This window comes from Pseudomonas fjordensis (genome assembly GCF_976987115.1).
This window is the reverse complement of record NZ_OZ336860.1, coordinates 6,071,862-6,097,874: the sequence shown is the minus strand read 5'-3', so window position 1 is coordinate 6,097,874 and position 26,013 is coordinate 6,071,862. Positions and strand designations below refer to the sequence as shown.

Annotated in this window: 31 protein-coding genes; 18 read left to right on the top strand and 13 right to left on the bottom strand. The window is 61.7% G+C overall.

Annotated features, from left to right (window positions below):
* Window positions 1–7 precede the first annotated feature (7 nt).
* From ACWHXD_RS27930 to ACWHXD_RS27920, 3 genes are read right to left on the bottom strand one after another with little or no spacing between them, the layout of a single operon-like run.
* Window positions 8–1,273, bottom strand: a complete 1,266-nt coding sequence (locus ACWHXD_RS27930; protein WP_138761830.1) for an ABC transporter permease — start codon at window positions 1,271–1,273, stop codon at window positions 8–10.
* A gap of 1 nt (window position 1,274) precedes the next feature.
* Entirely contained in the window at window positions 1,275–1,985 is a 711-nt protein-coding gene (locus ACWHXD_RS27925; RefSeq protein ID WP_044269070.1) for an ABC transporter ATP-binding protein, read from the bottom strand.
* Window positions 1,986–1,991: 6 nt separating this feature from the next.
* The gene (locus ACWHXD_RS27920; RefSeq protein WP_078803919.1) at window positions 1,992–2,591 is read right to left on the bottom strand and encodes a DUF2796 domain-containing protein; all 600 of its coding nucleotides are present in this window, start codon (window positions 2,589–2,591) and stop codon (window positions 1,992–1,994) included.
* 129 nt (window positions 2,592–2,720) lie between these two features.
* Between ACWHXD_RS27920 and ACWHXD_RS27915 the strand changes: the two genes are divergently transcribed.
* Window positions 2,721–3,065: a hypothetical protein gene (locus tag ACWHXD_RS27915; protein WP_032895093.1), complete on the top strand. Its 345-nt coding sequence runs from the start codon at window positions 2,721–2,723 to the stop codon at window positions 3,063–3,065.
* Window positions 3,066–3,168: 103 nt separating this feature from the next.
* Here the strand turns inward: ACWHXD_RS27915 and trxA are convergent, their stop codons facing one another.
* The 3 genes from trxA to ACWHXD_RS27900 form a co-directional block, all read right to left on the bottom strand.
* On the bottom strand, window positions 3,169–4,041 hold the full coding sequence (trxA, locus tag ACWHXD_RS27910; RefSeq protein WP_032895094.1) for a thioredoxin: 873 nt from the start codon (window positions 4,039–4,041) through the stop codon (window positions 3,169–3,171).
* Window positions 4,042–4,320: 279 nt separating this feature from the next.
* Window positions 4,321–4,977: a class I SAM-dependent methyltransferase gene (locus ACWHXD_RS27905; protein WP_138761831.1), complete on the bottom strand. Its 657-nt coding sequence runs from the start codon at window positions 4,975–4,977 to the stop codon at window positions 4,321–4,323.
* Window positions 4,974–5,429, bottom strand: coding sequence for a YbaY family lipoprotein (locus ACWHXD_RS27900; RefSeq protein WP_003194586.1), 456 nt, complete (start codon window positions 5,427–5,429; stop codon window positions 4,974–4,976). Before ACWHXD_RS27900 ends, ACWHXD_RS27905 begins: the two co-directional genes overlap by 4 nt.
* A 139-nt stretch (window positions 5,430–5,568) precedes the next feature.
* Here ACWHXD_RS27900 and nrdR point away from each other — a divergent pair, with 139 nt between their 5' ends.
* The 11 genes from nrdR to ACWHXD_RS27845 all read left to right on the top strand — a co-directional run bounded on the left by nrdR (window position 5,569) and on the right by ACWHXD_RS27845 (window position 13,743).
* On the top strand, window positions 5,569–6,033 hold the full coding sequence (nrdR, locus tag ACWHXD_RS27895; RefSeq protein WP_019818855.1) for a transcriptional regulator NrdR: 465 nt from the start codon (window positions 5,569–5,571) through the stop codon (window positions 6,031–6,033).
* On the top strand, window positions 6,030–7,157 hold the full coding sequence (gene ribD / locus ACWHXD_RS27890) for a bifunctional diaminohydroxyphosphoribosylaminopyrimidine deaminase/5-amino-6-(5-phosphoribosylamino)uracil reductase RibD (protein ID WP_499084904.1): 1,128 nt from the start codon (window positions 6,030–6,032) through the stop codon (window positions 7,155–7,157). Before nrdR ends, ribD begins: the two co-directional genes overlap by 4 nt.
* A 48-nt stretch (window positions 7,158–7,205) precedes the next feature.
* Complete coding sequence (locus ACWHXD_RS27885) at window positions 7,206–7,868, top strand: riboflavin synthase (RefSeq protein ID WP_047711880.1); 663 nt, start codon at window positions 7,206–7,208, stop codon at window positions 7,866–7,868.
* 15 nt (window positions 7,869–7,883) lie between these two features.
* Entirely contained in the window at window positions 7,884–8,975 is a 1,092-nt protein-coding gene (gene ribBA / locus ACWHXD_RS27880; protein ID WP_003194579.1) for a bifunctional 3,4-dihydroxy-2-butanone-4-phosphate synthase/GTP cyclohydrolase II, read from the top strand.
* An 88-nt stretch (window positions 8,976–9,063) separates the two neighbouring features.
* Entirely contained in the window at window positions 9,064–9,540 is a 477-nt protein-coding gene (gene ribH / locus ACWHXD_RS27875) for a 6,7-dimethyl-8-ribityllumazine synthase (protein ID WP_003194576.1), read from the top strand.
* On the top strand, window positions 9,537–10,037 hold the full coding sequence (gene nusB, locus ACWHXD_RS27870) for a transcription antitermination factor NusB (protein WP_098950231.1): 501 nt from the start codon (window positions 9,537–9,539) through the stop codon (window positions 10,035–10,037). Before ribH ends, nusB begins: the two co-directional genes overlap by 4 nt.
* A gap of 18 nt (window positions 10,038–10,055) precedes the next feature.
* The gene (thiL, locus tag ACWHXD_RS27865; RefSeq protein ID WP_138761833.1) at window positions 10,056–11,021 is read left to right on the top strand and encodes a thiamine-phosphate kinase; all 966 of its coding nucleotides are present in this window, start codon (window positions 10,056–10,058) and stop codon (window positions 11,019–11,021) included.
* 54 nt (window positions 11,022–11,075) lie between these two features.
* Entirely contained in the window at window positions 11,076–11,798 is a 723-nt protein-coding gene (locus tag ACWHXD_RS27860) for a substrate-binding periplasmic protein (RefSeq protein ID WP_078803914.1), read from the top strand.
* A 129-nt stretch (window positions 11,799–11,927) separates the two neighbouring features.
* On the top strand, window positions 11,928–12,545 hold the full coding sequence (ribA, locus tag ACWHXD_RS27855) for a GTP cyclohydrolase II (RefSeq protein ID WP_003194569.1): 618 nt from the start codon (window positions 11,928–11,930) through the stop codon (window positions 12,543–12,545).
* Window positions 12,542–12,961, top strand: a complete 420-nt coding sequence (locus ACWHXD_RS27850) for an MFS transporter (RefSeq protein WP_098950234.1) — start codon at window positions 12,542–12,544, stop codon at window positions 12,959–12,961. Before ribA ends, ACWHXD_RS27850 begins: the two co-directional genes overlap by 4 nt.
* Complete coding sequence (locus tag ACWHXD_RS27845) at window positions 12,958–13,743, top strand: cobalamin-binding protein (protein ID WP_138761834.1); 786 nt, start codon at window positions 12,958–12,960, stop codon at window positions 13,741–13,743. The genes ACWHXD_RS27850 and ACWHXD_RS27845 overlap by 4 nt, the downstream gene beginning before the upstream one ends.
* Before the next feature lie 90 nt (window positions 13,744–13,833).
* On the opposite strand, the gene ACWHXD_RS27840 is transcribed toward ACWHXD_RS27845, so the two are convergent.
* The 7 genes from ACWHXD_RS27840 to ACWHXD_RS27810 form a co-directional block, all read right to left on the bottom strand.
* A complete protein-coding gene (locus ACWHXD_RS27840) occupies window positions 13,834–15,708 on the bottom strand; it encodes a TonB-dependent receptor domain-containing protein (RefSeq protein WP_138761835.1) in 1,875 nt (624 codons plus the stop codon).
* Between the two features lie 137 nt (window positions 15,709–15,845).
* A complete protein-coding gene (dxs, locus tag ACWHXD_RS27835) occupies window positions 15,846–17,744 on the bottom strand; it encodes a 1-deoxy-D-xylulose-5-phosphate synthase (protein ID WP_056785229.1) in 1,899 nt (632 codons plus the stop codon).
* Between the two features lie 110 nt (window positions 17,745–17,854).
* On the bottom strand, window positions 17,855–18,742 hold the full coding sequence (gene ispA / locus ACWHXD_RS27830; RefSeq protein ID WP_138761836.1) for a (2E,6E)-farnesyl diphosphate synthase: 888 nt from the start codon (window positions 18,740–18,742) through the stop codon (window positions 17,855–17,857).
* Window positions 18,739–18,981, bottom strand: coding sequence for an exodeoxyribonuclease VII small subunit (locus ACWHXD_RS27825; protein ID WP_003194556.1), 243 nt, complete (start codon window positions 18,979–18,981; stop codon window positions 18,739–18,741). The genes ispA and ACWHXD_RS27825 overlap by 4 nt, the downstream gene beginning before the upstream one ends.
* A gap of 80 nt (window positions 18,982–19,061) precedes the next feature.
* Window positions 19,062–20,195 carry a Fic family protein gene (locus ACWHXD_RS27820; RefSeq protein ID WP_138761837.1) on the bottom strand — a complete coding sequence of 378 codons (1,134 nt, stop codon included), beginning with the start codon at window positions 20,193–20,195 and terminating at the stop codon, window positions 19,062–19,064.
* 147 nt (window positions 20,196–20,342) lie between these two features.
* Complete coding sequence (locus ACWHXD_RS27815) at window positions 20,343–20,723, bottom strand: MerR family transcriptional regulator (protein ID WP_138761838.1); 381 nt, start codon at window positions 20,721–20,723, stop codon at window positions 20,343–20,345.
* On the bottom strand, window positions 20,662–21,306 hold the full coding sequence (locus ACWHXD_RS27810; RefSeq protein WP_138761839.1) for an NAD(P)H-dependent oxidoreductase: 645 nt from the start codon (window positions 21,304–21,306) through the stop codon (window positions 20,662–20,664). Before ACWHXD_RS27810 ends, ACWHXD_RS27815 begins: the two co-directional genes overlap by 62 nt.
* A 557-nt stretch (window positions 21,307–21,863) precedes the next feature.
* Between ACWHXD_RS27810 and ACWHXD_RS27805 the strand changes: the two genes are divergently transcribed.
* The 6 genes from ACWHXD_RS27805 to ACWHXD_RS27780 all read left to right on the top strand — a co-directional run bounded on the left by ACWHXD_RS27805 (window position 21,864) and on the right by ACWHXD_RS27780 (window position 25,997).
* Window positions 21,864–22,445 (top strand): YjfI family protein, encoded by a 582-nt coding sequence (locus ACWHXD_RS27805; protein ID WP_083535088.1) that lies wholly within the window; start codon window positions 21,864–21,866, stop codon window positions 22,443–22,445.
* A 17-nt stretch (window positions 22,446–22,462) separates the two neighbouring features.
* Window positions 22,463–23,161, top strand: a complete 699-nt coding sequence (locus tag ACWHXD_RS27800) for a PspA/IM30 family protein (RefSeq protein WP_003194548.1) — start codon at window positions 22,463–22,465, stop codon at window positions 23,159–23,161.
* A gap of 63 nt (window positions 23,162–23,224) precedes the next feature.
* Complete coding sequence (locus ACWHXD_RS27795; RefSeq protein ID WP_138761840.1) at window positions 23,225–23,785, top strand: rhomboid family intramembrane serine protease; 561 nt, start codon at window positions 23,225–23,227, stop codon at window positions 23,783–23,785.
* A gap of 72 nt (window positions 23,786–23,857) precedes the next feature.
* Window positions 23,858–24,892: an ion channel gene (locus tag ACWHXD_RS27790; RefSeq protein WP_138761841.1), complete on the top strand. Its 1,035-nt coding sequence runs from the start codon at window positions 23,858–23,860 to the stop codon at window positions 24,890–24,892.
* Window positions 24,879–25,553: a DUF2491 family protein gene (locus tag ACWHXD_RS27785; RefSeq protein WP_138761842.1), complete on the top strand. Its 675-nt coding sequence runs from the start codon at window positions 24,879–24,881 to the stop codon at window positions 25,551–25,553. Before ACWHXD_RS27790 ends, ACWHXD_RS27785 begins: the two co-directional genes overlap by 14 nt.
* 15 nt (window positions 25,554–25,568) lie before the next feature.
* Window positions 25,569–25,997: a DUF350 domain-containing protein gene (locus tag ACWHXD_RS27780; protein ID WP_003194539.1), complete on the top strand. Its 429-nt coding sequence runs from the start codon at window positions 25,569–25,571 to the stop codon at window positions 25,995–25,997.
* Window positions 25,998–26,013: the final 16 nt, after the last annotated feature.

Below are 26,013 nucleotides of genomic sequence, written 5' to 3'. Positions count from 1 at the left end.
GCCTTCCTCATAAACGGATGGACAGGCCATCGGCCAAAGATTGGCGGTAGGCGCGCCACGCGGGCACGCTGCCCATCAACAGGGCGGCTACCAGGATACCGGCGAGCAACGTCCATTCATATTCGCTCGGCCACGACATCGGCAGGTCCAGGCCGTAATTGGCCTGCAAATAACCCCGCGAGGCGGCGATGCACAGGTACAGCAACCCCAGGCCCGCCATTACGCCGGACAAGGCCAGAGCGAAGGCTTCGAAGATCAGCAGCGTTGCGATGTGCCAAGGCCGCGCGCCCACCGAACGCAGGATCGCCATCTCGCGGCGGCGCTCGTTAAGGCTGGTGAGGATCGCCGTGAGCATGCCGATCAAACCGGTCAGTACTACGAACAGCGAGATCACAAACAAGGCTTTTTCGGCAGTGCCCATCATGCTCCACAGTTCTTGCAGCGCGACGCCGGGCAGGATCGCCAGCATCGGCTCGCCACGGAATTCATTGATCTGCCGTTGCAAGGCAAAGGTGGAAATCTTGTTTTTCAGGCCCAGCATGAACGCGGTAATGGCCTGCGGCGTCAGGTCCATATTGCGCGCCTGGTCAGCACTGATGCGGCCTTTGCCCTGGGCCGGCACGCCGTTGTGCCAGTCGATATGAATCGCTTCCATGCCGCCGAGGCTGATATGCAGCGTGCGGTCCACCGGCGTGCCGGTGCGCTTGAGAATGCCCACCACCGTGAACGGCTTGTCGTCATGCTTGACCAGGCTGACCACCGCCACGCCGTGGGCCAGCACCAGCTTGTCGCCGAGTTTGTAATGCAGGGCGTCGGCCACTTCGGCGCCGAGCACCACTTCGAACGGGTCGGTGGCGAAGGCACGGCCGCTGGCCAGCTCGAGATTTTGCTTGCGCCCGTACTGGTAGTGCTCGAAATAGGTTTCGTTGGTGCCCATCACCCGGTAGCCGCGGTGGGAGTCGCCGAGGGACATCGGGATCGCCCATTTCACTTGTGGGCTGGCGGCGAAGTGCTCAAAGCTGTCCCAACGGATGTTGTTGGTGGCGTTGCCAATGCGGAACACCGAATACAGCAGCAGGTTGACCGAGCCGGAACGAGCGCCGACGATCAGGTCGGTGCCGCTGATGGTGCTGGCGAAACTGTTGCGCGCCTCGACGCGCACACGCTCCACCGCGAGCAGCAAGCAGACGGACAGTGCGATGGCAAACGCGGTGAGGATCGCGGTAAAGCGGCGGTTAGCCAGGCTGGCCATGGCTAGACGGAACAGATACATCTCAAACCTCTGCGGGCATGGCGGCGCGATTGAGTTCGGCCAGCGACAGGTTGCGGTCGAACAGCGACGCCAGGCTTTGGTCATGGCTGACAAACAACAGGCTGGCGCCCGCTTCGCGGCATTCTGCGAACAGCAACTGCAGGAAGGCTTCGCGGGCGTCGTAGTCCAGGGCCGAGGTGGGTTCGTCGGCGATCACCAGCTCCGGCTGGCCGATCAGCGCTCGGGCAGCGGCCACCCGTTGTTGCTGGCCGATGGACAGCGAATCGGCACGGCGTTCCAGCAGGCTTGGATCCTTCAAACCCAGGTGTGCGAGCAAGGTCGCAGCGGCCTGGTCGACACTGCCGTGGCGCTGCTTGGCCCGTTGCGCGCGCAGCTTGGAAAAGTGGCAAGGCAGCTCGACGTTCTCGCGCACTGACAGAAACGGCAGCAGGTTGAACTGCTGGAAGATATAGCCGGTGTGGTCCACACGGAAGCGATCACGAGCGCCGGCCGAGAGTTCGGTCAACTCCTGGCCGAGCAGGCGGATGCTGCCTTGGCTGGGCTTCTGCACACCGCCCAACAGCCCCAGCAAAGTGGTCTTGCCACTGCCGCTTGGGCCCTTGAGGAACAAGGTTTCCCCGGGTTCCAGGCGGAACGCGGGGATGTCCAGCAACTGCGGGTGACCGGGCCAGTTGAAGCCCAGGTCGGACAGTTCGATCAGTGCTTGGGTCATGTGAACTCAGAACTTCAGAGTGGCTGCGGTCGCTGTCGCGTCAACACCTTGCTGACCGCTCGGGCCGATCAGTTGTACCTGAATTTTCTGGGTGGCGGGGAAGGTCTTGAACACCTGGCTCAAGTCCAGGTTGCCCAGGGCCGCCGGTGTGGCGCAGGTGAACTGGTAATGGGCGTGGATTTCACTGTGGTCGTGATCATGCTTGTGGGCGGCGGCGCCTTTGCCGTCGGTGGCGTGGTCATCGTCGTCATGCTCGGCTTCTGGTTTGTCACCGAACAACGGGCTGTTGAGTTCCTGGCTGCTGACCACGCAACCTGCGGCCTTGGGCAGGTTGAACAGGGCCGATGGATTTTCCAGCTGTTTGCGCACGGCGGCGACCTTGGCTTTGTCGGCGGCGCTGGTGGCTACATGCTCGAAACCCACCAGGTTCATGGCCGGGCTGTCCAGTTCCAGCTCCAGGGCCTGGCCGTCCAGCACGGCATTCAGGCGCCCGACGCCATGTTCATGGGCACCGAGGCTGCCGTGTTCGTGGTCATGGTCTTCATGGGCATGAGCGACAGCCAGAGGCAGCAGGGCAAACGGCAAAGCGAGCAGCAAACGGCGCATGAGAGGGCTCCAGGATGAAAGTTTTGTTATGTGATCTTATAACAATTGAGCCGAGAGTTTGACCGCCCGCTTGGTGTTGCGCAAGCTGCGTGGGAGCATGCCCGTCAGAAAAATGCAGGAGTAAGGACGATGTTGCGAATTCGTGGAACCATCGGCGACCTGCCGGTGGACTTGACCTTGGAGCTGGACGACGGCGATTGGGCGCGATTGGGCGCACAACTTCAGGCCGCGCCAACGCCCAGCGCGCCCACTGCGGCACCGGTCAAACAGAACGAAGACCTGTGGCAGAACGCCCAGGATTTACTGCGCAAGGCCGGGCAACTCAATGGCCTGGAATTGCTCGACCAACTCGAAGGCCTGGCTGGCGATGCCGGGGCGGGCAAGCGCCTGCTGGTGCGCCTGCGCCACAGCGCGAACGTGAAGGTGGCCAGCGGCGGCGACACCCCGCTCTACACCTGGGTCGGCCCTTTGTAGGCGCGAGCTCGCTCGCGAAAAACCCTCAGGCACCGCGTTCATTCCGGATGCCCGCGTTATCGTTGTCGTTTTTCGCGAGCAAGCTCGCTCCTACACGGTTGGGTTAGTACAGCGCGGCAAACAACTTGCGGCGGTACACCGTGACCAGCGGGTGATCATTGCCCAGCAATTCGAACACCTGCAGCAAGGTCTTGTGGGGCAGGCCTTCGCTGTAGCTGCGGTTGCGGATAAACAACTTGAGCAAACCTTCCAGCGCCGCGTCGTATTGCTGGCGCGCCAGTTGCTGGATCGCCAACTGATAGGCGGCTTCGTCATCCTGCGGGTTTTGCGCCAGACGGCTTTTCAGCTCGGCGGCGTCCGGCAAGTCCGCAGCCTGGCGCAGGAAGGTGATTTGCGCCTTGGCCCCGGCCAGCGCGGCCTTGTGGTCGTCGCTCTTGACCGCGTCGAGTACGGCCTGGGCTTCACCCAGCTCACCGCGCTCAGCCAGGCAACGTGCGTACAGGATCAGGGCGGCGGCGTTGGTGTTGTCCTCGCCCAACAACTGCACCAGCAGCGCTTCGGCCTCGCTGATGCGCCCTTCGCTGAACAGCGCCTGAGCCTGCTCCAGCGGGTCCGCCGCAGCCGGTGGCGGCATCTGCACATGGGGTTCCAGCATTGCCCGTACTGCCGATTCCGGCTGTGCCCCGGCAAAACCGTCCACCGGTTGGCCATCCTTGAACAGCACCACCGTCGGCAGGCTTTGAATGCCAAAACGCGCCACGATGTCTTGTTCGGCTTCGCAGTCGACTTTGGCCAGCAGCAACTCGCCCTGATAACTCTCGGCAATCTTCGCCAGCATTGGCATCAGTGCTTTGCAGGGTGCGCACCACTCGGCCCAGAAATCGACCAATACGGGCTTTTCGAAGGAGTTCTGAATAACGGCCTGGTCGAAGCTGGCGGTGGTGACGTCGAAGATATACGGCGTGGGCTCACTCATGGGGCATCTCGAAAAAAGCGGGAATGGGGGCAACTATAAGGGCTGGCGAGGTTGGCTGAAAGCCCACCTTGAAATGCATCCCTCGTGGGAGCGGGGCTTGCCCTAATGCCAGTCAGCTAAGCGGTCATCGCCTTTTGTAGGAGCGAGCTTGCTCGCGAAAAACGTCAACGATAACGCGTGCTTGCTGAATGAACGCGGCGCCTTTGAGTTTTTCGCGAGCAAGCTCGCTCCTACAAAAAAACCTTAACTGACTGGCATTAGGGCTTGCCCGCGATGGCCTCAAGCACGCCGCGAATGGTACAGGCTCACCTTACGAAACTCCCAAGGCTCGGCCAGATCCGGCAGGGTCAAAGCCTCGAGGATCTCCAGCCGCCGGTAATCCGGATGCTGGAAGTCCCGTACCCGCGAATCCGCCACCAGCGCTTCGCGGCCGCGGGTCAGGAACTGATCCAGCAACGGCAAGTTAGCGCGGTCGTAGAGCACGTCGGCCACCAGGATCAGGTCGAAGCGGTCGGCTTCGGCAAAAAAGTCTGCCGAATAACTCAGCGCCACCTGGTTGAGCTCGGCATTCGCACGGCAAGCGGCCAAGGCCAGTGGGTCCAGGTCGCAGGCCACCACCTCCAGGGCGCCAGCCTTGACGGCAGCGATCCCGGCCACGCCCGAACCTGCGCCGAAATCCAGCACGCGTTTGCCGGCGACCCACTCGGGATGCGCTGCCAGGTAACGCGCCAATGCCAGGCCGCTGGCCCAGCAAAAGCTCCAGTAGGGCGGCTCATGCAGAATGCGCCGGGTTTCTTCCTGGCTGAAGGCGCGGTCCATGTTGTCGGCGTCCAGCAGCCAAAACGACAACGCGGTACCCGGCAACGGGCAGGGCACCAATTGCGCATCGCCAATCAACGCGCTCAAGGCGTGTTGCAGGCCCAGCGGTGGCGTCATGGCGCCTTGACGAGTTGCAGGGGGCCGGTGCTCTGGGTGATCGCCTGGGTGACGCGCACGGCAGGCAGGTGCAGGATCAACTGGCCGGACTGGCTGGCGCGACCGCGCAATTCCACGCGCGCTCCTGCCGGAAAAGCTTCAGGGTTGAAACGCAGGCGGAAGGCCAGGGGCTTGCCGTTGCCGCTCAGTACGCTGCTGGCGAGCAGTTGCTGCGGGCGTGAACGGTCGTCGATCACCAAGAGCGCCATCTCGACTTCGGCGCCGGCCGGCACGTTGGTCAGGCTGCCGCTGATTTCGCGCTGATAGGCGGGCAGGGGGCCGAGGTCTTCAATGCCCGGGACTTTTTTCTCTTGCGCTGGTGTCGGTTGAGGCGCGGCCGGCTTGGGGGCTTCGCTGCTGCAGGCGACCAGAAAACTGAACAGGCTGAGTAGAACGAGTGGTCGTAACTGCATGTACGGCTCCAGAAAGGACAAAATCCGTGGCTTAAAAATATGAAACATATAAGCCTGCCTATATACCGTAAAGGCTATGGCTTGTCTTGCCACAGGGATGCGCTACCATGGCCCTCCCATTTTTTGTTGCCTGCCAACCATGCACTGTCCCTTCTGCGGTGCCAACGACACCAAGGTCATCGACTCGCGTCTGGTCGCCGAGGGCGACCAAGTGCGTCGCCGGCGCGAATGCCTGGCCTGTGGTGAACGTTTCACCACCTTCGAAACCGCCGAACTGGTGTTGCCCCGTCTGATCAAGTCCGACGGCAGCCGCCAGCCTTTCGACGAAGAAAAACTGCGCGCCGGTATGCAGCGCGCCCTGGAAAAACGCCCCGTGAGTGTCGAGCGCCTGGAAGCGGCGCTGGTACACATCAAGCACAAGCTGCGGGCGACCGGCGAGCGCGAGGTCAAGAGCCTGGTGGTCGGCGAGTTGGTGATGGGCGAGCTGCAAAAGCTCGACGAAGTCGCCTATATCCGTTTTGCCTCGGTGTATCGACGCTTCCAGGACCTCAATGAGTTCCGCGAAGAGATCGACCGCCTGGCCCGTGAGCCCTCCAAACAATGACCTCTGAACAGGCTGTGCTCGACGCCCACTACATGGCCCGCGCCCTCGAATTGGCGCGCAAGGGCCTGTACACCACCCACCCCAACCCGCGGGTTGGCTGCGTGATCGTGCGTGACGGGCAGATTGTCGGCGAAGGCTGGCATGAGCGTACCGGCGAACCCCATGCCGAACCGAATGCCCTGCGCGCCGCTGGCGACAAGGCCCGTGGCGCGACGGTGTATGTCACCCTTGAGCCTTGCAGCCATCATGGTCGTACGCCGCCCTGCGCCGATGCGCTGGTGACCGCGGGCGTCGCGCGGGTGGTGGCCGGCATGCAGGACCCGAACCCGGAAGTGGCCGGGCGGGGCATGCAGCGCCTGGCTCAAGCGGGTATCGAGGTGCGCAGCGGTGTGCTGGAAGCCGAAGCGCGGGCGCTTAATCCCGGCTTCCTCAAACGCATGGAACACGGCCTGCCGTTTGTGCGGGTCAAGCTGGCAATGAGCCTGGACGGTCGCACGGCGATGGCCAGCGGCGAAAGCCAGTGGATCACCGGCCCCGCCGCCCGTGCTGCGGTGCAACGCCTGCGCGCCGAAGCCAGTGTGGTGTTGACCGGTGCCGACACGGTACTGGCCGACGGCGCCCGCTTGACCGTACGCGCCGCCGAACTGGGCCTGGACGCAGCAACCACCGCCCTGGCCATGTCGCGCCCGCCGCTGCGCGTGTTGATCGATGGTCGCCTGCGGGTGCCGCTCAACGCGCCGTTCTTCAAGGCCGGCCCGGCATTGGTCATCACCTGCGTCACCCCGGAGAACCAGTTCCCCCGTGGCCCCGAGTGCCTGGTAGTACCGGGCGTGGAAGGCCAGGTGGACCTGCGCTCGGCATTGGTCGCCCTGGCTGCCCGTGGCGTCAACGACGTGTTGGTGGAAGCCGGCCCAAGCCTGGCGGGCGCGTTTGCCCAGCAAGGCCTGGTGGATGAGTACGTGATATTCATCGCCGGCAAGTTCCTCGGCTCCGCTGCCCGCCCGTTGCTGGATTGGCCGCTTGAGAAGTTGGCCGACGCCCCCCAACTCAAGATCACCGAAATGCGCGCTGTGGGCGACGACTGGCGAGTCACTGCCATCCCCGTCCCAGCAGCGAGCGTATAATTCCCGGCCTGCGCCTAAGCGCCAGCCTCTCGTTTTCAGGAGAACGAAATGTTCACCGGCATTATCGAATCCATCGGCAGCATCCGTGCAATGACCCCCAAAGGCGGCGATGTCCGCCTGCTGGTTGAAACCGGCAAGCTGGACCTCGGCGACGTCAAGCTGGGCGACAGCATCGCCGTCAGCGGCGTGTGCCTGACCGTCATCGAGCTGCCGGGCAACGGCTTTGCCGCCGATGTCAGCCGGGAAACCCTGGACTGCACCGCAATGAATGATCTTGCGGCCGGCAGCCCGGTCAACCTGGAAAAAGCCCTGACGCCGACCACGCGCCTAGGCGGTCACCTGGTCAGCGGCCACGTCGACGGTGTCGGCGAAGTGGTCGCCCGCAGCGAAAACGCCCGCGCCGTGGAATTTCGTATCCGCGCGCCCAAAGAGCTGGCCAAGTACATCGCCCACAAAGGCTCGATCACCGTCGATGGCACCAGCCTGACCGTGAACGCCGTGAATGGCGCCGAATTTGAACTGACCATCATTCCCCACACCCTCAGCGAAACCATCATGGCCTCGTACCAGCCGGGCCGCCGGGTGAACCTGGAAGTGGACTTGCTTGCCCGTTACCTGGAGCGCCTGTTGTTGGGCGAAAAGGCCGCAGAGCCTGCAGCCGGTAACATCACCGAAAGTTTTCTGGCCGCTAACGGCTACCTGAAATCCTGACCAAGGGGGTGCCGCGTGGCGCTCAATAGCATCGAAGAACTGGTTGAAGACATCCGCCAAGGCAAGATGGTCATCCTCATGGATGACGAAGATCGCGAGAACGAAGGCGATATCATCATGGCCGCCGAGGCGTGCAAGCCCGAGCACATCAACTTCATGGCCAAGCACGCCCGTGGGCTGATTTGCATGCCCATGAGCCGCGAACGCTGCGAATTGCTCAAGCTGCCCCTGATGGCGCCGCGCAATGGCTCGGGTTTTGGCACCAAGTTCACCGTATCCATTGAAGCCACCACGGGCGTCACCACCGGCATTTCCGCCGCTGACCGCGCCCGCACCGTGCAAGCCGCTGCTGCCAAAGACGCCAAGGCCGAAGACATCGTCAGCCCGGGCCACATCTTCCCGCTGATGGCCCAACCGGGCGGTACCCTGGCCCGCGCCGGCCACACCGAAGCCGCGTGCGACCTGGCGCGCATGGCCGGTTTCGAGCCAAGCGGGGTGATCTGCGAAGTGATGAACGATGATGGCACCATGGCCCGTCGTACTGAACTCGAAGCCTTTGCTGCCGAACACAACCTCAAGATCGGCACCATCGCCGACCTGATTCACTACCGCATGATCCACGAACGTACCGTTCAGCGGATTGCCGAGCAGCCGCTGGACAGCGAACTGGGCCAATTCAATTTGGTGACCTACCGTGATTCAGTGGAAGGCGACGTGCACATGGCCCTGACCCTGGGCAACATTTGCGCCGAAGAACCGACCCTGGTACGCGTGCACAACATGGACCCCCTGCGTGACCTGTTGATGGTCAAGCAGCCGGGCCGCTGGAGCCTGCGCGCCGCCATGGCCGCGGTTTCCGAGGCGGGCAGCGGTGTGGTGCTGTTGCTCGGTCACCCGCTGGATGGTGATGTGTTGCTGGCGCATATCCGCGAAACCGCTGATGCCGTGCCGGTGAAAAAGCCGACCACCTACAGCATCGTCGGTGCCGGTTCGCAGATCCTGCGCGACTTGGGTGTGCGCAAAATGCGCCTGATGAGCGCACCGATGAAATTTAATGCGATATCCGGATTCGACCTGGAAGTTGTAGAATACGTGCCCTCCGAATAAAGGCCGGCGATTCTTGCCCCTTGTTCGCGGTTAAATCATCACTGAGGGACGCACTTTTCGCGTCCCGGCTCTTTAAGAGATTTGTCGAATGACCCTGAAGACCATCGAAGGTACCTTCATCGCCCCCAAAGGCCGCTATGCCCTGGTGGTTGGCCGCTTCAACAGCTTCGTGGTTGAAAGCCTGGTAAGCGGTGCGGTTGACGCCCTGGTTCGCCACGGTGTGAGCGAGAGCGATATCACCCTTATCCGCGCGCCTGGCGCCTTCGAAATTCCACTGGTTGCGCAAAAAGTTGCTCAGCAGGGTGAATACGCGGCGATCATCGCCCTGGGCGCAGTGATTCGTGGCGGTACCCCGCACTTCGAATACGTGGCCGGCGAATGCACCAAGGGCCTGGCCCAGGTGTCCATGGAGTTCGGCGTACCAGTCGCTTTCGGCGTACTGACCGTGGACTCCATCGAGCAAGCCATCGAGCGTTCCGGCACCAAGGCCGGTAACAAAGGCGCCGAAGCTGCCTTGTCCGCCCTGGAAATGGTCAGCCTGCTGTCGCAGTTGGAGGCCAAGTGATTTCCGACGAAAGCGATCAGTTCAACCCTCAGGAGCCGCGTCCTGCTGATGCCGGCAAGCCGTCCAAGAGCGAGAAGCGTCGCAAGGCGCGTCAACTTGCGACCCAGGCGCTGTACCAGCGTCACCTGGCAGGCGCTTCGCTGAACGAAATCGAGGCACAGTTTCGCGTCGATAACGATTTCACCTTCGCCGACCAGAGCTACTTCCACGACATCCTGCACGGCGTGCACGCCAACCTGAGCGAGATCGACACAGCCCTGGCGCCTTGCCTGGACCTGACCATCGAAGAACTCGACCCGGTTGAGCTGTGCGTAATGCGCCTGTCCACCTGGGAACTGCTCAAGCGCGTTGACGTGCCGTACCGCGTGGTGATCAACGAAGGCATCGAACTGGCGAAAGTCTACGGTTCGACCGACGGCCACAAGTTCGTCAACGGCGTGCTCGACAAACTGGCCCCGCGTCTGCGTGAAGCCGAAGTGAAGGAACACAAGCGCTAACCTGCGCTTGAGTCTTCAATGGGTGAGTTTGAGCTGATCCGCACTTACTTCGCCGCCGCGCCCTGTGCGCAAGGCGGCGAAGGCATTGCCCTGGGGATCGGCGACGACTGCGCCTTGCTGGCGCTTCCCGCCGGGGAGCAACTGGCAGTCTCCACCGATACGCTGGTGGCTGGCGTGCATTTTGCCGACCCCTGTGACCCGTTCCTGCTCGGCCAGCGCTCGCTGGCCGTAGCGGTGAGCGACCTGGCCGCCATGGGCGCCCACCCCCTCGCCTTTACCCTTGCCCTGACCACGCCGAGCGTCGAAGCTGATTGGCTGCAACGCTATGCCCAAGGCTTGAACGCCATGGCGCAAAGCTGCGGCGTAGGCTTGGTGGGCGGCGATACCACCCGTGGGCCGCTGAGCCTCACCCTGACCGTGTTCGGGCGTGTGCCGGCTGGCCAGGCCTTGACGCGCAGCGGTGCTCAGCCGGGTGATTTGCTGTGTGTCGGCGGCGAGCTGGGCAATGCTGCGGGCGCCTTGCCGCTGGTATTGGGGCAGCGCACGGCTGACGCAGCAATCGCCGAGCCGCTGCTGGCGCATTACTGGTCGCCGCAACCGCAGCTGGCCCTGGGGCTGGCGTTGCGGGGCAAGGCGACAGCAGCCATGGATATCTCCGATGGGCTGTTGGCCGACTGTGGGCATATCGCCAAGGCGTCAGCGGTGCGCCTGGTGGTTGAGCGTCAGCGGTTGCCGTTGTCTGCGGCCTTGCTGGCGTTTGTCGGTAAAGACCAGGCTCACGTGGCGGCGTTGAGCGGGGGCGACGACTATGTGTTGGCGTTCACCTTGCCACCGTCCCAGTTGGCACCGTTGCAGGCCGCTGGCTGGCCAGTGCATGTGGTCGGCCGCGTCGAAGCGGGGCAGGGCGTGACGCTGCTCGACGGCAACGGCCAGGACATCACCCCGGCCGTGCGTGGCTACCAGCATTTTCGCCAGACGCCCTAAGCCGGCGGTCTGCGCTACCCTTTAGACGATTATCCCGAGTAAGAGGCCGTGACCATGGCTGCATGCCGCTGGCTGCTGATCGTGCTGTGTACCTTCGCTTCCCTGGCCCAGGCGAGCACTCCCGTGCCCGGCAAAATCGTGCTGGCCAGTGAGGAATGGAACGACTACACCAACAAAGATGGCAGCGGCCTGGCCTGGGACGTGTTGCGCCAAGTCTTTGAACCGGCTGGCATCACCGTGCACACCCGCAGCGTGCCCTACACCCGCTCGATCGGCCTGGCCCAGCGTGGTGAGGTGGATGGGTGTGTCGGCACCTATCGCGAGGAGGCCAGTGGTGTGCTGTACCCGCGCTGGAACTTCGACGCCGATCATGTCTACGCCCTCGGGCTGGCCACTGCACCCACGCCGACGTTGGCGACCCTGGGCAAGTACCGCCTGGCCTGGGTGCGTGGTTACAAGTACGAGGGTTACCTGCCCAATGTGCAGCGCTTCAACCAGATCGAGCGGCGTGACGGCATTCTGCCGATGTTGCAACACGGTCGCGCCGATTTCTATATCGATGCTCTCACCGAAGCCCAATACGTGCTCAGTCAGTCCCAAGACCCGACACCATTCAAGCTCACCCATATCGCTGAATTGCCGCTCTACATAGGTTTTGCCGACACCGAGCGCGGCAGGGCATTGATGGGCGTGTATGACCAGCGTCTGGCCAGCCTGGTCAAGACCGGTGAGTTGAAAGCGATTTTCGAGCGCTGGAAACAGCCGTATCCGTTCTGACGCCCATAGAACTGACTCGAAGGCCAATCGAACCTATTGATCTTTATCAGCGATAATTCAGCTTAAGCGTCTGTAGGAACGTGCTGTTACAATGCCCGCCTCTGTGAAATCTGAAATCAGGAGCACACGGTGCCCGTCGTTTTCGTCGCCGCTTCCAAGCTGCCTACCCCTTTTGCCACGTTCACCATGAACGGCTTTCTTGAAGAAGCCACCGGGCGCGAGCACGTTGTGCTCAGCCTCGGCGACATCACCGATGGTGAGCCGGTGCTGGGGCGTGTGCATTCCGAGTGCCTGACCGGCGATGCGCTGTTCAGCCAGCGCTGTGACTGCGGCTCGCAACTGGAGGCCGCACTGCAGGCCATCGCCCGTGAAGGTCGTGGCGTGTTGCTGTACTTGCGTCAGGAAGGCCGGGGCATTGGCTTGTTGAACAAGATCCGCGCCTACGAGCTGCAAGACGGCGGCGCCGATACCGTCGAGGCCAACGAGCGCCTGGGCTTTGCTGCCGACCAGCGCGACTACGCCATCTGCCTGCCGATGCTCGAGCACCTGGGGGTCAAATCCCTGCGCCTGATGACCAACAACCCCCGCAAGGTCAAAGCCTTGACCGAGATGGGCATCACCGTGGCCGAGCGTGTGCCGCTGCACACTGGGCACAACCCGCACAACAAACTCTACCTGGCCACCAAAGCCAGCAAGCTCGACCACATGATGGGCAACGAGCACCAGGGCGAGGTCGACCGCGCGTGACCCGTGGCCAGGTGAAACGGCGACTGTCCTTCAACTGGTGGCAGTACCTGGCCCTGGCATTGCTGCCCTTGTTCGTGATCAACCTGCTGTTTGGCCGTGCTGAATCCTTGTTGCCCGTCTTGGCCATGCCGTTTTTCATCGCCGGCGTGGCCTCGATGTTTCTCAGCCTGCGTTATTTTCATGCCTATAAACACGCGCTGATCGCCACCGCCAAAGCCCTTGATACTGCTGAAGAGCCCGCAGCCTGGATCACCCTGGCGGCGCGTCGGCGCACGGCGTTGCTGGTTGCAGCGCTACCGGCCTGGATCGGTGCGCTGGCGGTGTTCGTCGGCCTGGAGGCGGTGCCGCTGTTTCTGTTGGCGCTGTCGACGCTGGTGCTGTTCTACCTCTATCGCATACCGCGTCAGTTGGGATGAAGCGCTACTGGCTGGCGTTGTTGCTGGTATTCAGTGCCCAGGGCTGGGCGGTCGAGCGAGTTGTCAGCCTGGCGCCGTCACTGTCTGAAATCGTGCTTGAACTGGGTGCCGAGGACTTGCTGGTCGGCGTGCTTGATGGTGGTGACCGCCCGGCGGCGTTGGCGAAGGTGCCCTCGGTCGGGCGCTACGGCCAGTTGGACATGGAGCGCCTGCTCAGCCTCAAGCCCGACCTGATCCTGCTGTGGCCTGGCAGCGTCGGCCCGGCCCAGCGCGAGCAGCTCCAGCGGTTGAACATCCCGGTGTACGTCGCCGAACCCCACAGCCTTGAACAACTGACCACTCAGGTGCAAGCCATTGCCGAGCAATTGGGCCGAGCTGAGGCGGGGCGCGAGCGTGCCGCACAATTGCGCCAGCGCTTGGCCGAGTTGCGCCAGCGCTACCGGCGGGCCGAGCCGCTGCGGGTGTTCTACCAAGTGTGGAACCAGCCGCTGTACACCGTGGGCGGTGGGCAGATCATCAGCGATGCCCTCAGTGTGTGCGGGGCGCGCAATGTGTTTGATGACCTGAAGTTGCCGGCGCCGCAGGTGAATATTGAGTCGGTGCTGGCGCGTGATCCGGAGGTGATCCTGGTAGGGGATCAGGCTCAGAAGGACGCTTGGAAGGCATGGCCAATGATGGCTGCTCGGGTACGGTTGGTGCCGGACAAGGGGCTGGAACGGCCGAGTGGGCAGATGCTGGAGGCGGTAGCGCGGTTGTGCCAGGTGATTGCGCCGAACCTGTAACACCGCTATCGCAGGCAAGCCAGCTCCCACAGGGGAATGCATTTCAATTGTGGGAGCTGGCTTGCCTGCGATGACGTCGGTTCAGGCTACTCAGATCTCAGGCGTCCACGTCACCCCGAACATCCACACCCGACCTTCTTCACGATAATTCTGGCTTTCCCCGAGGTAGCTGTACTTGGCCCGTGCATAAGACTTATCCAGCACGTTATCCACCTTCAGCGACAACGACACCTCCCGGTTCAACGCCCAACTACTGCGCAGCCCCAACAAGGCATAACCGCCCAGACGGTTGCGGTTGGCTTCATCGTCGTAGCTGCTGCTGATCGCCTGCCAACTCGCGCCGAGACCGAGCTGATCAAATTGCCGGTCCAGATCCAGGTTCACCGTGCGCCGCGCGCGACGTGCCAGGGTGTGGCCGCTGTCACGGTCACGCGGGTCGATAAGCGACAGGCCCAGGTTGCCCTGCCAGCCAAACAGTTCCTGCTTGAGCGCCGCTTCAAAGCCGTTGATCCGCGCCGAGGCCACGTTTTGCGGCTTGCCGGCGTCAAGGATGATCGCGTCGCTCAGGTCGGTGCGATACAGCGAGGCTTCCAGGCGTGTGCTGTCGGTCAGTTGGCTGCGCCACTGCAGCTCGTAGCTCTTTGAGGTCTCGGGCTGCAGGTTGGGGTTGCTGTACTGCGTGTCGGGGTAATAGAGGTCGTTGAAGGTCGGCGCCCGGAAGCCTTCGCTGTAGCTCAAGAGCAGGTCATTGTCAGGGTTGACCGGCACGGTCAGGGTGCCGCTCCAACTGTTCTGGCCGCCGAACTGCTGGTTCTGGTCGCGGCGCAGGCCCAGCTCGGTGGAAAACCACTGGCTCTTGAAACGGTGCTGCACAAAGGCCGCCCGGTTCCAGCGGCTGTTCTCGGTAAAGGTGGTGGAGCCGTGGAAACGGTCTTCGTACCAGTCGCCGCCGACGATCAGGCTGTTTTGCTCATCCAGGGTCAGGTCGTTCTGCCAATTGACCGAGTCGCGGTAGGTGTTGAATGCACTGTAATCATCGCTGAGGGTATCGCGCTTGGTGTCGCGGTTTTCACTGTGGCCCAGTTCCAGGCGCGACTGCCAGTTGTCATTGAGCTTGGCATCGACATAGCCGCTGGCGCTGCTCACGGTGTAGTCGGTGTAGGGTTTCTGGCCGAGGCTCTGCCCGGTGGCGCCGTCGTAGCGGCCATAGCTGTTGTCGTACTCCGACTTGCCACGGTTATCCAGCAGATTGAAGCCCACCTCCAGCTCATCACTGAACGAATGGCTGAGGTTCAGGCTGATGGACTGGTTGCGGTAGGCATCATGGTCGCCGTCACTGGGGAACGACGCGTGGCTCGCGTTGATACCGGCAGTTTCATCCAGGCTCGCGCCCAGGTTGAAGCGCGTGTGTTCATCGCCGCCCGACAGGCCCAGGCTGCGCTCCCAGGTCTGGTTGCTGCCAAACCCCAGTTTCAAGCGCGGCTGCAAGCCTTGCTCGGCATTACGCCGGGTGAACACCTGAATCACCCCACCAATCGCATCGCTGCCGTAAATCACCGAGCGCGAACCGCGCAGCACTTCCACCCGTTCAATCTGATCGACGTTGAGGTATTGCAAGCCGCTGTCGCCGGAGGTGGTGTTGGCGATGCGTTGGCCGTCCACCAGCACCAGGCTCTGCGCCGACTTGGTGCCACGAATAAAAATCCCCGGCAAACTGCCACGCCCACCGGTTGGCGCAACCTGCACGCCGGGCACGCGGTTGAGCAGGTCGGTGACGCTGGTGGGCTGAAGGCGGTCGATGTCGGCGCGGGTGAAGACGGTGTTGGCGGCGCTGCTGTCGTTACGCGCCTGGACTTGGCGGTTGGCGCTGATAACCACGTCGGAGAGCTTCAGGGCCTGGTCGCGGGTGTCGGCGAGCAGGTCGGCGCAGGGAAGCAGTAGCAGGGCAAGGCACAGGCGTTTCATGGGCTGTCCATAGCATTCGAATGTCATGCAAAACCACTGTGGGAGCTGGCTTGCCTGCGATAGCGGTGTATCTGACACATTGTTAGCGAATGTGCCGCCGTCATCACAGGCAAGCCAGCTCCCACAGTTGGGGCTGATTACAGAGTCAGTAGCGCCAGGCGCTCGCGAACGGACGCCTCGATACCCGCTTCATCCAGCCCGCACTCAGCCAGCATCTGCGCCGGCTTGGCGTGTTCGACGTACACATCCGGCAAGCCCAGGTGCAGCACCGACTTGAGGATGTTCTCCCGCGCCAGGAACTCGCTGACCGCCGCACCGGCGCCGCCCATGATGGCGTTTTCTTCGACGGTCACCAGCAGCTCATGGCTGGCGGCAATTTCGCGTACCAACGCTTCATCCAGTGGCTTGACGAACCGCATGTCGACCACGGTGGCGTCGATCTTCTCAGCGACTTTCAAGGCTTCGGCCAGTTGCACACCAAACACCAGGAACGCGGTTTTGCTGCCTTGGCGACGCACGATGCCTTTACCGATTTCAATCGGCTCCAGGTCTTTTTCGATCACGGCGTTCGGGCCGGTGCCGCGCGGGTACCGCACAGCGGCCGGGCCGTTGTACAGGTGGCCGGTGCTGAGCATCTTGCGCAGTTCGTTCTCGTCGCTCGGAGTCATCACCAGCATGCCGGGGATGCAGCGCAGGTACGAGAGATCGAAACTGCCGGCATGGGTCGGGCCGTCTTCGCCTACCAGGCCGGCGCGATCGATGGCGAACAGCACATCGAGGTTCTGTACCGCTACATCGTGAACCAGCTGGTCATAACCGCGTTGCAGGAAAGTGGAGTAGATCGCCACCACCGGCTTGGCGCCTTCGCAGGCCATGCCGGCCGCGAAGGTCACGGCGTGTTGCTCGGCAATCGCCACATCGAAGTAACGCAGCGGGAAACGCTCGCTGAACGCCACCAAGTCGGAGCCTTCCTTCATCGCCGGGGTCACACCCACCAGGCGCGGGTCGGCGGCGGCCATGTCGCACAGCCATTCGCCAAACACCCCGGAATACTTCGGCCCGCTGGCCTTTTTCGGCGCGGCGGCGGGGGCATCGAGGGGTTCGAGTTTGGTGATCGCGTGGTAACCAATCGGGTCGACTTCCGCCGGAGCGAAGCCTTTGCCTTTTTTGGTGACGATATGCAGGAACTGCGGGCCCTTGAGGTCGCGCATGTTGCGCAACGTGGCGATCAGGGTGGGCAGGTCGTGGCCGTCGATAGGGCCGATGTAGTTCCAGCCCAGCTCTTCGAACAGGGTGCCGGGGACCAGCATGCCCTTGGCATATTCTTCGGTGCGACGCGCAATTTCCCACGCGCCAGGCAGACGCGACAGCACTTTCTTACTGCCTTCGCGCATGCTGGCATAGGTACGGCTGGAGAGGATCTTCGCCAGGTAATTGGACAGGCCACCCACGTTGCGCGAAATCGACATGTCGTTGTCGTTGAGGATCACCAACATGTTGGCGTCCACTTCCGGCGCATGGTTCAGCGCTTCGAAGGCCATGCCGGCAGTCAGCGCGCCATCACCAATCACCGCAATCGCCTTGCGCTCACTGCCTTGCAGGCGGGCGGCAATCGCCATGCCCAGCGCTGCACTGATAGAGGTGCTGGAGTGGCCGACGCCAAAGGTGTCGTACTCGCTCTCGGCACGGCGCGGGAAGGCGGCCAGGCCGTCCTTCTGGCGCAGGCTGGCCATGCGCTCGCGACGGCCGGTGAGGATTTTATGCGGATACGCCTGATGGCCCACGTCCCACACCAGCCGGTCGTCCGGGGTGTCGAACACGTAATGCAAGGCGATGGTCAGCTCGATCACGCCCAGCCCGGCGCCAAAATGCCCACCGGTCTGGCCGACCGTGTAGAGCAATTCCAGGCGCAGCTCATCGGCCAGGGTTTCCAGCTCGGCTTCACCCAGTCGACGCAGGCCGTCCGGCGTGGCAGCACGGTCGAGCAGGGGCGTAGACGGGCGTTTGCGGGGAATCTCTTGAAACGTCGTGGGCATCAGGCGAATCGTTATAGGTATAGAAGAGGCGGCAGTTTACCTCAAGCCGTGCAAACTGCCCACGCAGAGCGCCGAACTTGGCCGATATGCGGCGCAAATGGCCGCGGCTGTCAGTGGCGACGTTCGACGATATACCGCGCCAGGTCACGCAGTGGCTCGGCCGCCGCGTCGAAAGGTCGCAGGGCGTCCAGGGCTTGGTCACGCAGCTCGATGGCATACGCCTTGGCGGCTTGCAGCCCGAGCAATGCAGGATAAGTCGGCTTGTCCCGTGCGATATCGGCGCCTTGGCGTTTGCCCAGGGTGGCGGTGTCACTTTCCACGTCGAGAATATCGTCCTGCACCTGGAAGGCCAGGCCGATAGCGCGGGAGTAGGTTTGCAAGGCTGCCAAGTGCTCGGCGTCGGCGCGGCCACTGGCCAGGGCGCCCAACTGCACAGCGGCTTCAATCAGCGCGCCGGTCTTGTGACGATGCATGTGTTCCAGGGCTTTTTGATCCAGCTTGAGGCTGACCGAGCCCATGTCGATGGCTTGCCCGCCGACCATCCCGGCCGGGCCTGCGGCGTGAGCCAGGGCGGTGACCATGCGCAGGCGGATCTCGGCGCTGACACTGCTCAGGCGCGGGTCCAGCAATGCGCTGAACGCCAGGCTCTGCAAACCATCGCCCGCCAGGATCGCGTAAGCCTCGTCGAAGGCTTTGTGAGTGGTGGGCTGGCCGCGGCGCAAATCGTCGTCGTCCATGGCTGGCAAATCGTCATGCACCAAGGAGTAAGCGTGGATCAACTCCACCGCGCACGCCGCACCATTGGCCTCGGCCGCCGGCGCGCCGAGGGCTTCGCAGGCCGCATAGGCCAGCAACGGGCGCACGCGCTTGCCGCCATTCATCACGCTGTAGCGCATGGCTGCATAGAGGCGCGTCATTTCCGGGCTTGGCGCAACAAACAAGGGCTCCAACGCCGCATTCACCCGGGCTTGGCTACTGGCCTGATACGCGCTGATCATTCCGGCTGTTCCGCATCGAAAGGTTCTTCGGCCAACTCCCCGTCACGCTCGAGCAACACCTGAACCTTCTGCTCCGCCTGCGCCAGCGCGCTCTGACAGTCGCGGGTCAGGCCGATGCCTTGCTCAAACGCCGTCAACGAGTCTTCCAGCGACAACTCGCCGTTCTCCAGACGCTCGACCAAAGCTTGCAGGTCGGCGAGGGATTGTTCGAAATCGAGTGCAACTTTTTTGCGGGCCATGGCGGCAATTCCGGTAGACGGTAAACCGGCGCGACACTAGCAGACATGGGGGATTGGGGCAAATGAGTGGGGGGCTACTCCTAGGGGGGATTGACGTGATAACGCGTACTGCGGCCGCCCCCGGGGAGGCGCACCAGGCAGTTTTTCTCCAGCAGGTCTGCCAGGTGCCGCGTCGCAGTGGCCTTGGACACTTTGGCCACCGCTTGGTATTGCGCGGCGCTGATGCCCTGTTCGAAGCCCTGCTCACCACCCTCGAGCAGGCGATTGAGTACCTTGACTTGCTCGACGCAGAGCGAGACGTCACGGTGCTGCTGCCAGAACCGGCTTTTGGCCAACACCCGGTCTATCCGTGTCATCGCCTGTTGCAGGCTGCGCAACAGGGTTTTAAGAAACCATTCCAGCCAGTCGGTGATATCCAGTGTGGCCTTTTGACTGGACTCCAAGGCGGTGTAGTAACCGGCCCGGTCCTCCAGGATGCTGGCCGACATGGCGTAAAAGCGAATGGCGTGGTGTTCACCCTGAGCCAAGGCCAAGTCAGTGATAGCGCGTGTCAGGCGACCATTGCCATCATCGAAAGGATGCAAGGTGATGAACCAGAAGTGCGCAACACCTGCACGAACCAATGGATCCAGTTCAGGTTGATTGCGACTGGTTTCGAACCACTCCAGGAAATCTTCCACAGCGTGCTCCAGGCCCTGACGTGGCGGCGTCTCAAAATGCACGGTTGGCCGATCAAGCTTGCCCGACACCACCTGCATCGGCTCATTGCCCCTCAACGTCCCGATGCTGAGTTCTCGTGTGGCAAAGCCTGCCTCAGGCTCTGGGAACAACAAATGGTGCCAATTCATCAGGCGCGCGAGGGTGAACGGCTGCGCAAATTGCTCGGTGGCATCCATCATCAGATCGGCTAGCCCTTCACTGCGGCGGCTGACCTGGCCGTCCTTCGTGGCTTGCAAACCCATTCGTCGTGCCAGGGAGGAGCGCACCGAACCAACGTTCAACTGCTCACCCTCGATGGCCGAAGAGGTCAGGATATTTTGCAGCAGGGCATCCAATTCATTCTGCGCGCTGACTGCCTGGGTGACAGAACCCAGCATGCCCAGTAGCTTGCCTTGGGCCTGCCCACACTCGCGCAGCAAGGCCGCCAGCCGCCCAGGCTGCCAGTGAAAGTGAGGCCAGTCGGTGTGTTGCCAGATCCAGTTCGGATGATCCATGGATGAGTGCCTGGGTGCGTGAGCCGAATAGAGGGTCTATTCGGCTCATTTTGTGAGCCGATTGTGCTGGGTATTCGGCTCATCGTCTAGAAGGCTCCGAGCAATGGGCTTGCAAAAGGCGGCACTAATTCATACGCAAGGGCTGCTTCAAATGGCGACGCTACTGAGTGACGAGCAGTCCCCTTGAGCACCTTTGAGTTGGGTTTCGAACTCAATCAGCCCAGCCTGCATCTGTTGCAATACGGCGATTTGCGCGGCCAGCGTGCGCTTCTTGTCGGCGATGGCTTGTTCAGCCCGGTCCCAAGGAAGCGCATCACCCTCGTACCCCAGCAAAATTTCCTGCAATTCCTTGAGCTTGAACCCCAGCTGTTGCGCGCACTTTATAAACATCAGCCGTTCGACATTCTGCTCGGTATAAACGCGATAACCGCCGTGGCGCGCAGGCGCGGGCATCAGCCCGATCGCCTCATAGTGACGAATCGCCTTGATGGTCGTGCCGGACAACTGCGCGGCTTTGCCGATGTACATGAAAACTCCCTTTTTCAAATAGTGCGCTGGCCTGTTTCAGCCACTTGGCCCGCTGCGTCAGCATAGAGCCCAGCACCGGCCCCAACAGCAGTGTCTTGCTCGTCGTGATGCCACAGAGCGCCAGCGTGGTACGACGCATCTGGTGGATGGCCGGCATGCGATAAACCCAGCGGTAATACCACGGCGGCGTGTCGAGGGTCACTAACAAGTGCGCGGTTCGGCCCTTTAACAGCTTGTCTGGGAATGCCTTGCCTGCGCGGTATTTGAAGGCAAAGCCGGGGAGGAAAACGCGGTCGATAAAGCCCTTCATCAGTGCCGGGATACCGCCCCACCAGACAGGGAAAACCCACGCCAGGTGCTCGGCCCAAAGGATGTCGGCTTGGGCACTGAGCAAGTCGGGCTCCAGCGTCTGAGCCTGGGTATAACCATGATTAAGGGTGGGGTCGAAGCTGAGATCACCCAGGCGCAGGACGCGGACTTCGTGGCCGGCCGTTTTAGCGGCGTGGATATAAGTGTGCGCGAGAGCGGAACAAAAACTATCGGCGGACGGGTGGCCGAGGATGACCAGGATGCGCTGACTCATGGTGATAGGTCCTGAAAAGGGCATTCAGGGTAGGGGTTGCCGTATAGGGGAGAGTCAAGGGCCAGCAGGACCTTTCTGTGAGGTGCGCAGGACCTTCCTGAAGTGCTCATGAACGCTTGTGACGGTACTGTGGGCTGGCTAGCCTGCCTTCCCTGACATCAGGGTTCTTCGCCGCGCGATTTCAAGTACAGGCGTGCTTTTGCTAAGGCGTGGTCGGGTTCGGAAAATTGTGCAACAGGCTGCTGCACAATTGTCTTGGTGCCATCAAGTCGCGCTTTTGGACAAACTTCCCGGCAGACGAGCAAATCGAGCGAGAGTTGGCGGGGTAGGCTGGGTCTTTTCGGTGGCTGAAAAATGTAAGGAAAAATCTCACGCGTGAGCTATTGAGTACCTTGAAGATTGCCTGTAGATTTTCTCACGCGTGAGTTTTTCACAGCGAGGTCAGTACCATGAACAGCAGCTCTCCATCGAGCCCATCAACTGGGCCCGATACCGATTCAACAAGCCTCAAGGGAGAGCGCTTGAAGCCGTCCGCAAAAAAGCCGTCGAGCTTTTACATGAAGCAGATGCGTGCGGGGCTGGCGGCGGCCGGTTATGTGAAACACGAGACTTGGGTGCTTCCCGAAAACCGAAGCCTGCTCAAGCAAATGGAGAAACAGCTACGCCAACCGATCCTGGCTGGCTCATTCATGTCGGAGAATTTCATGAGCGCAGGTACTAACTGGAATATCGATCGCCTCTTCAGTGCTCTTCAGGCGCTGGATGACGTGACGTCCCATGACATTACGCTTTCTCTCGTCCAAGGCTCCGAGTCCAGCATCAAGCTGGAGATGAACGACTTTGGTGGCTTGCCGATTTACATCGCGGTGGTGGGCGAGCAAATCATCGTGGATACCGTCCTGGTCGACGCCGAGTCCATCAACGACGTGCCGGCCTTCAACGACGCCGTGCTGCGCAGCCGGGAGATGTTCCCGTTGTCGTCCATCGGTATCGAGTCCATGCCGAACGGGCAGGTGGTCTACAACATGTTCGGTGCGCTCAGCTCCGACTCCAGCCTGACCAACATCGTGACCGAGGTGAAAACCCTGGTTGATAACGTGCAGCGCGCCAGCGAAGCCTTCGAACGTTTCTTCATTTAATTATTCGGGAAAATCCAATGACTCAGTCCATCTGGAGCAAATTGTTCACCGCGTTGCGTGGCGGTGCCAGCGAAGTCGGCGAATCGATCGTCGACCAACAGGCCCTGCGCATCCTTGACCAGGAAATTCGCGATGCAGACAGCGCCTTGGCCAACGCCAAGCGTGAGCTGGTGAGCATCATGGCCAAGCACAAACTGGCGGCTGATCGTGTTGGCGAGTACGACGCCAAGATCAAAGACCTGGAATCCAAGGCGATGGCCGCTATCCAGGCCAATCGTGAAGATCTGGCCCTGGAAGTCGCCGAAGCCATTTCGACCCTGACCAACGAGCGGGACGTCGAGCAAAAACAAACTGCCGAGTTCGGTGGCTACGCCGAGAGCATGCGCAAGGACATCACCAAGGCCGAGAGCCGCATCAAAAGCCTGCGCCAGCAAGTGGACATGGCCAAGGCTCGCGACAGCGTGCAAAAGGCTCAGGTTAGCGCCTCCATTGCCAGCGGCGGTGCCAACGGCAAGCTGGAAACTGCCGTCGGTACGCTCAATCGCTTGCAGGCCAAACAGCAGCAACGTGCCGCTGAGCTGCAAGCCCAGGATGAACTGGCTGAAGCGTCGACGGGGACAGACCTGGAACGCAAACTGCGCGATGCCGGAATCACGCCGAACGAAGGCAGTGCCAATGCGATTCTGGAGCGCTTGAAGCAAAAGTCGGCTGAGTAACAAATCCGCACATTTAAGCACTGCCACAGTGGCAGTGCTCTTCTTTTGTATGTTGAGGTCAGGGTGAACGCCTTGAACGGTTTCAAGACAATCGCAGGCCTGGCCCTCTTCATGGTCGCGCTGCAACTGCTCAATGTGGCCACCGGTTACAGCCTCATGTCGTTCGGGCTAATCCCCAGAACGGTGCAAGGCCTGTTCGGCATCCTCACCTCACCGTTTTTGCATGCCTCCTTCGCCCATCTGAGCGCCAACCTGATTGCCTTTTTGGTTTTGGGCTCCCTGGTCATGATCGAAGGGGTCAACCGGTTCATTACCGTCAGTTCCATCGTCATTCTGCTGGGCGGCTTGTTGGTCTGGCTGTTTGGTTTTTCAGGCGTACACGTCGGCGCCAGCGGTTGGGTGTTCGGGCTATGGGCCTACCTGCTGTCTCGCGCCTGGTTCCACAGAAGCTGGGGCAACCTGTTAACAGCCGCTGTGGTGGCTTTGCTATATGGCGGCCTGATCGTGGGCTTCCTTCCCCGGCAGGGCGTTTCTTTCGAAGGGCATCTGTTTGGTGCGCTCGCCGGATTTATTGCAGCCAAGGTACTTCTATCCAGGCCGCGCAGCGGGTTTAATGCCGGGTGAACGCACTTGAGCATCCAGAAGCCGAGGCGATGCTGTCGTCAGGATTCAAGTACCCAGGGAGCCAGGGGCGAAATGTCGATTTTCCTTTTGTTACGCATGTACGCCTCGTCGCTCTTTCACCGCTTCGGTTGGGCAGGGCTGATCGTTGCCTTGGGTATCCACCTGAGCACGGCTTATCTGGGCCTGGTGTTGCTGGGCGAGCAACACCTCACCGCTCCCGCCACGTTTATCTACTTCTATCTCACCACCACACTCACCGTCGGCTATGGCGACCTCGCACCGCAGACCTCGGCGGGGCGAATTTTTGTGGCGGCCTGGATCATGCTCGGGGGCATTGCGTTGCTCACGGCAGCCATCGGCAAAACCACCAGCAGTGTTATCGATGCATGGAGAAAAGGCATGAAGGGCAAAGGTGATTTCACCGGCAAGGTCGGCCATACCGTGCTGATCGGCTGGGAGGGCGCGTCCAGCGAGCGGGTGATTGAGTTGTTGCTGCAAGACGAAACCTCGAACGACAACCTGATCGTGATCTGCGATTGCAGCCTTGAAGAAAACCCGATGCCGGGCAAAGCAGCGTTCATCCGCGGCGAAAGCTTGTCTTCCACCGCGCTGTTGCTGCGTGCCGGTGTGCCCGGTGCCGAGCGTGTGCTGGTGCGAACCCCGTCTGATGACCTGACCCTGGCCACCGTGCTGGCGGTGAACCAACTGAGCCCCGTCGGGCATGTGGTCGCCCACTTCAACGAAAGTGAAATCGCCGCACTCGCCAGCTCCTACGCGCCGCGCCTGGAGTGCACGTCCAGCATGGCAATCGAAATGCTGGTGCGCGCCTCTCAGGATCCGGGCTCGTCGGTGGTCATCAATGAATTGCTGTGCGTGGGGCAGGGCGCCACCCAATACCTGATGAAATTGCCCGATGCCTTTGAGGCAACCTTCGGCGAGCTGTACACGCAGATGAAGGAGCGCCACAACGCCACCCTCATCGGCTATCGCGCCCAAGGTGTTCAGCAGGCGTCGATCAACCCGCCCAGTGCCACACAGGTCAAAGGCGGCGAACTCTTCTACATCGCTTCCACTCGACTTAAGGAAATCTCCCATGGGATGGCTTAAACAGTTGATGGGGCTTGAGGCCCCAAAAGCCACTAACGACTCGAACCGGGCCGTCAGCCCAAGCCTGCCAGCCACCGGCCCGCTTGGCCTGGCACCGGGCAAAGGGGTGATGTTCGACACCACCCTGAAATTGCTGCTCGACGAAAAAACCAACGTGGTGATCCCCGGCTCCCAGGAAATCTGGAGCAATGGCACCATCGATCTTGGCCAGTCCACCTGGCTGTCGCGCTATTACATGAACGAAGAAGACTATTGGCTGCAGGTGCACACCACCGGCCAGATCGCAGGCCAGGTCGAGTCGGTGATTCTGTTCAACTACCTCAGTTACGTCACCATCAGCAGCGAAGCGGAACTGCGCAGGCTGGCGGGCCCACAGAGCCTGATCGGTCTGCCGACCTACACCCACGACGGTGTCGAGTTTTTCCGCGAGTGGGGCAGCGAGGACGGCCAGACCGAATTGGTGGCGATGAGCGAACAGGTCACCAGCCCAGAGGCCACCTACAGCGTCGAGCACCGTTCGATGCTATACGCCCGCGACACCGGCCTGACCGACCGTCGAGAGTTTTTGCTGTTCTCCGTCGAAGAAGATGCCGAAGGCACCATCAGCCTGAGCACATCCCTGGGCATTTCGCTGTACACCACCGACCTGACTACGCTCTAAAAAAGGAAGCCGTCCATGCTAGAAGCACTCTCCATCTCCCTCAACAAAGCTGCGGTGCTCGGCTTTGTCCTCTACATCCTGGGGGCTGCGGTACTGTTTGCGCTGTTCCAGTTCATCTACACCCGCATCACCCCGCACAAGGAGTTCGAACTGATCCGTGCGGGCAACACCTCCGCAGCGGTCGCCCTGGGCGGTGCCATCGTCGGTTTCGCCATTCCGGCCAGCAACGTGATTGCCTACTCGATCAATGTTCTCGACTTCATCGTCTGGGCCGTGATCGCCGCCGTCGTCCAACTGCTGGCGTTCCTGCTGACCAGCCTGGTGCTCAAGGGCACATCCGAGCGCATCAAGAAGGGCGAACTGGCGGCCGGTATCTACGTGGCCGCGGTGGCCATCAGCGTCGGCATGCTGAATGCCGCGTGCATGACGCCCACCTCGAACTGATTGCCCACGGAGCTCC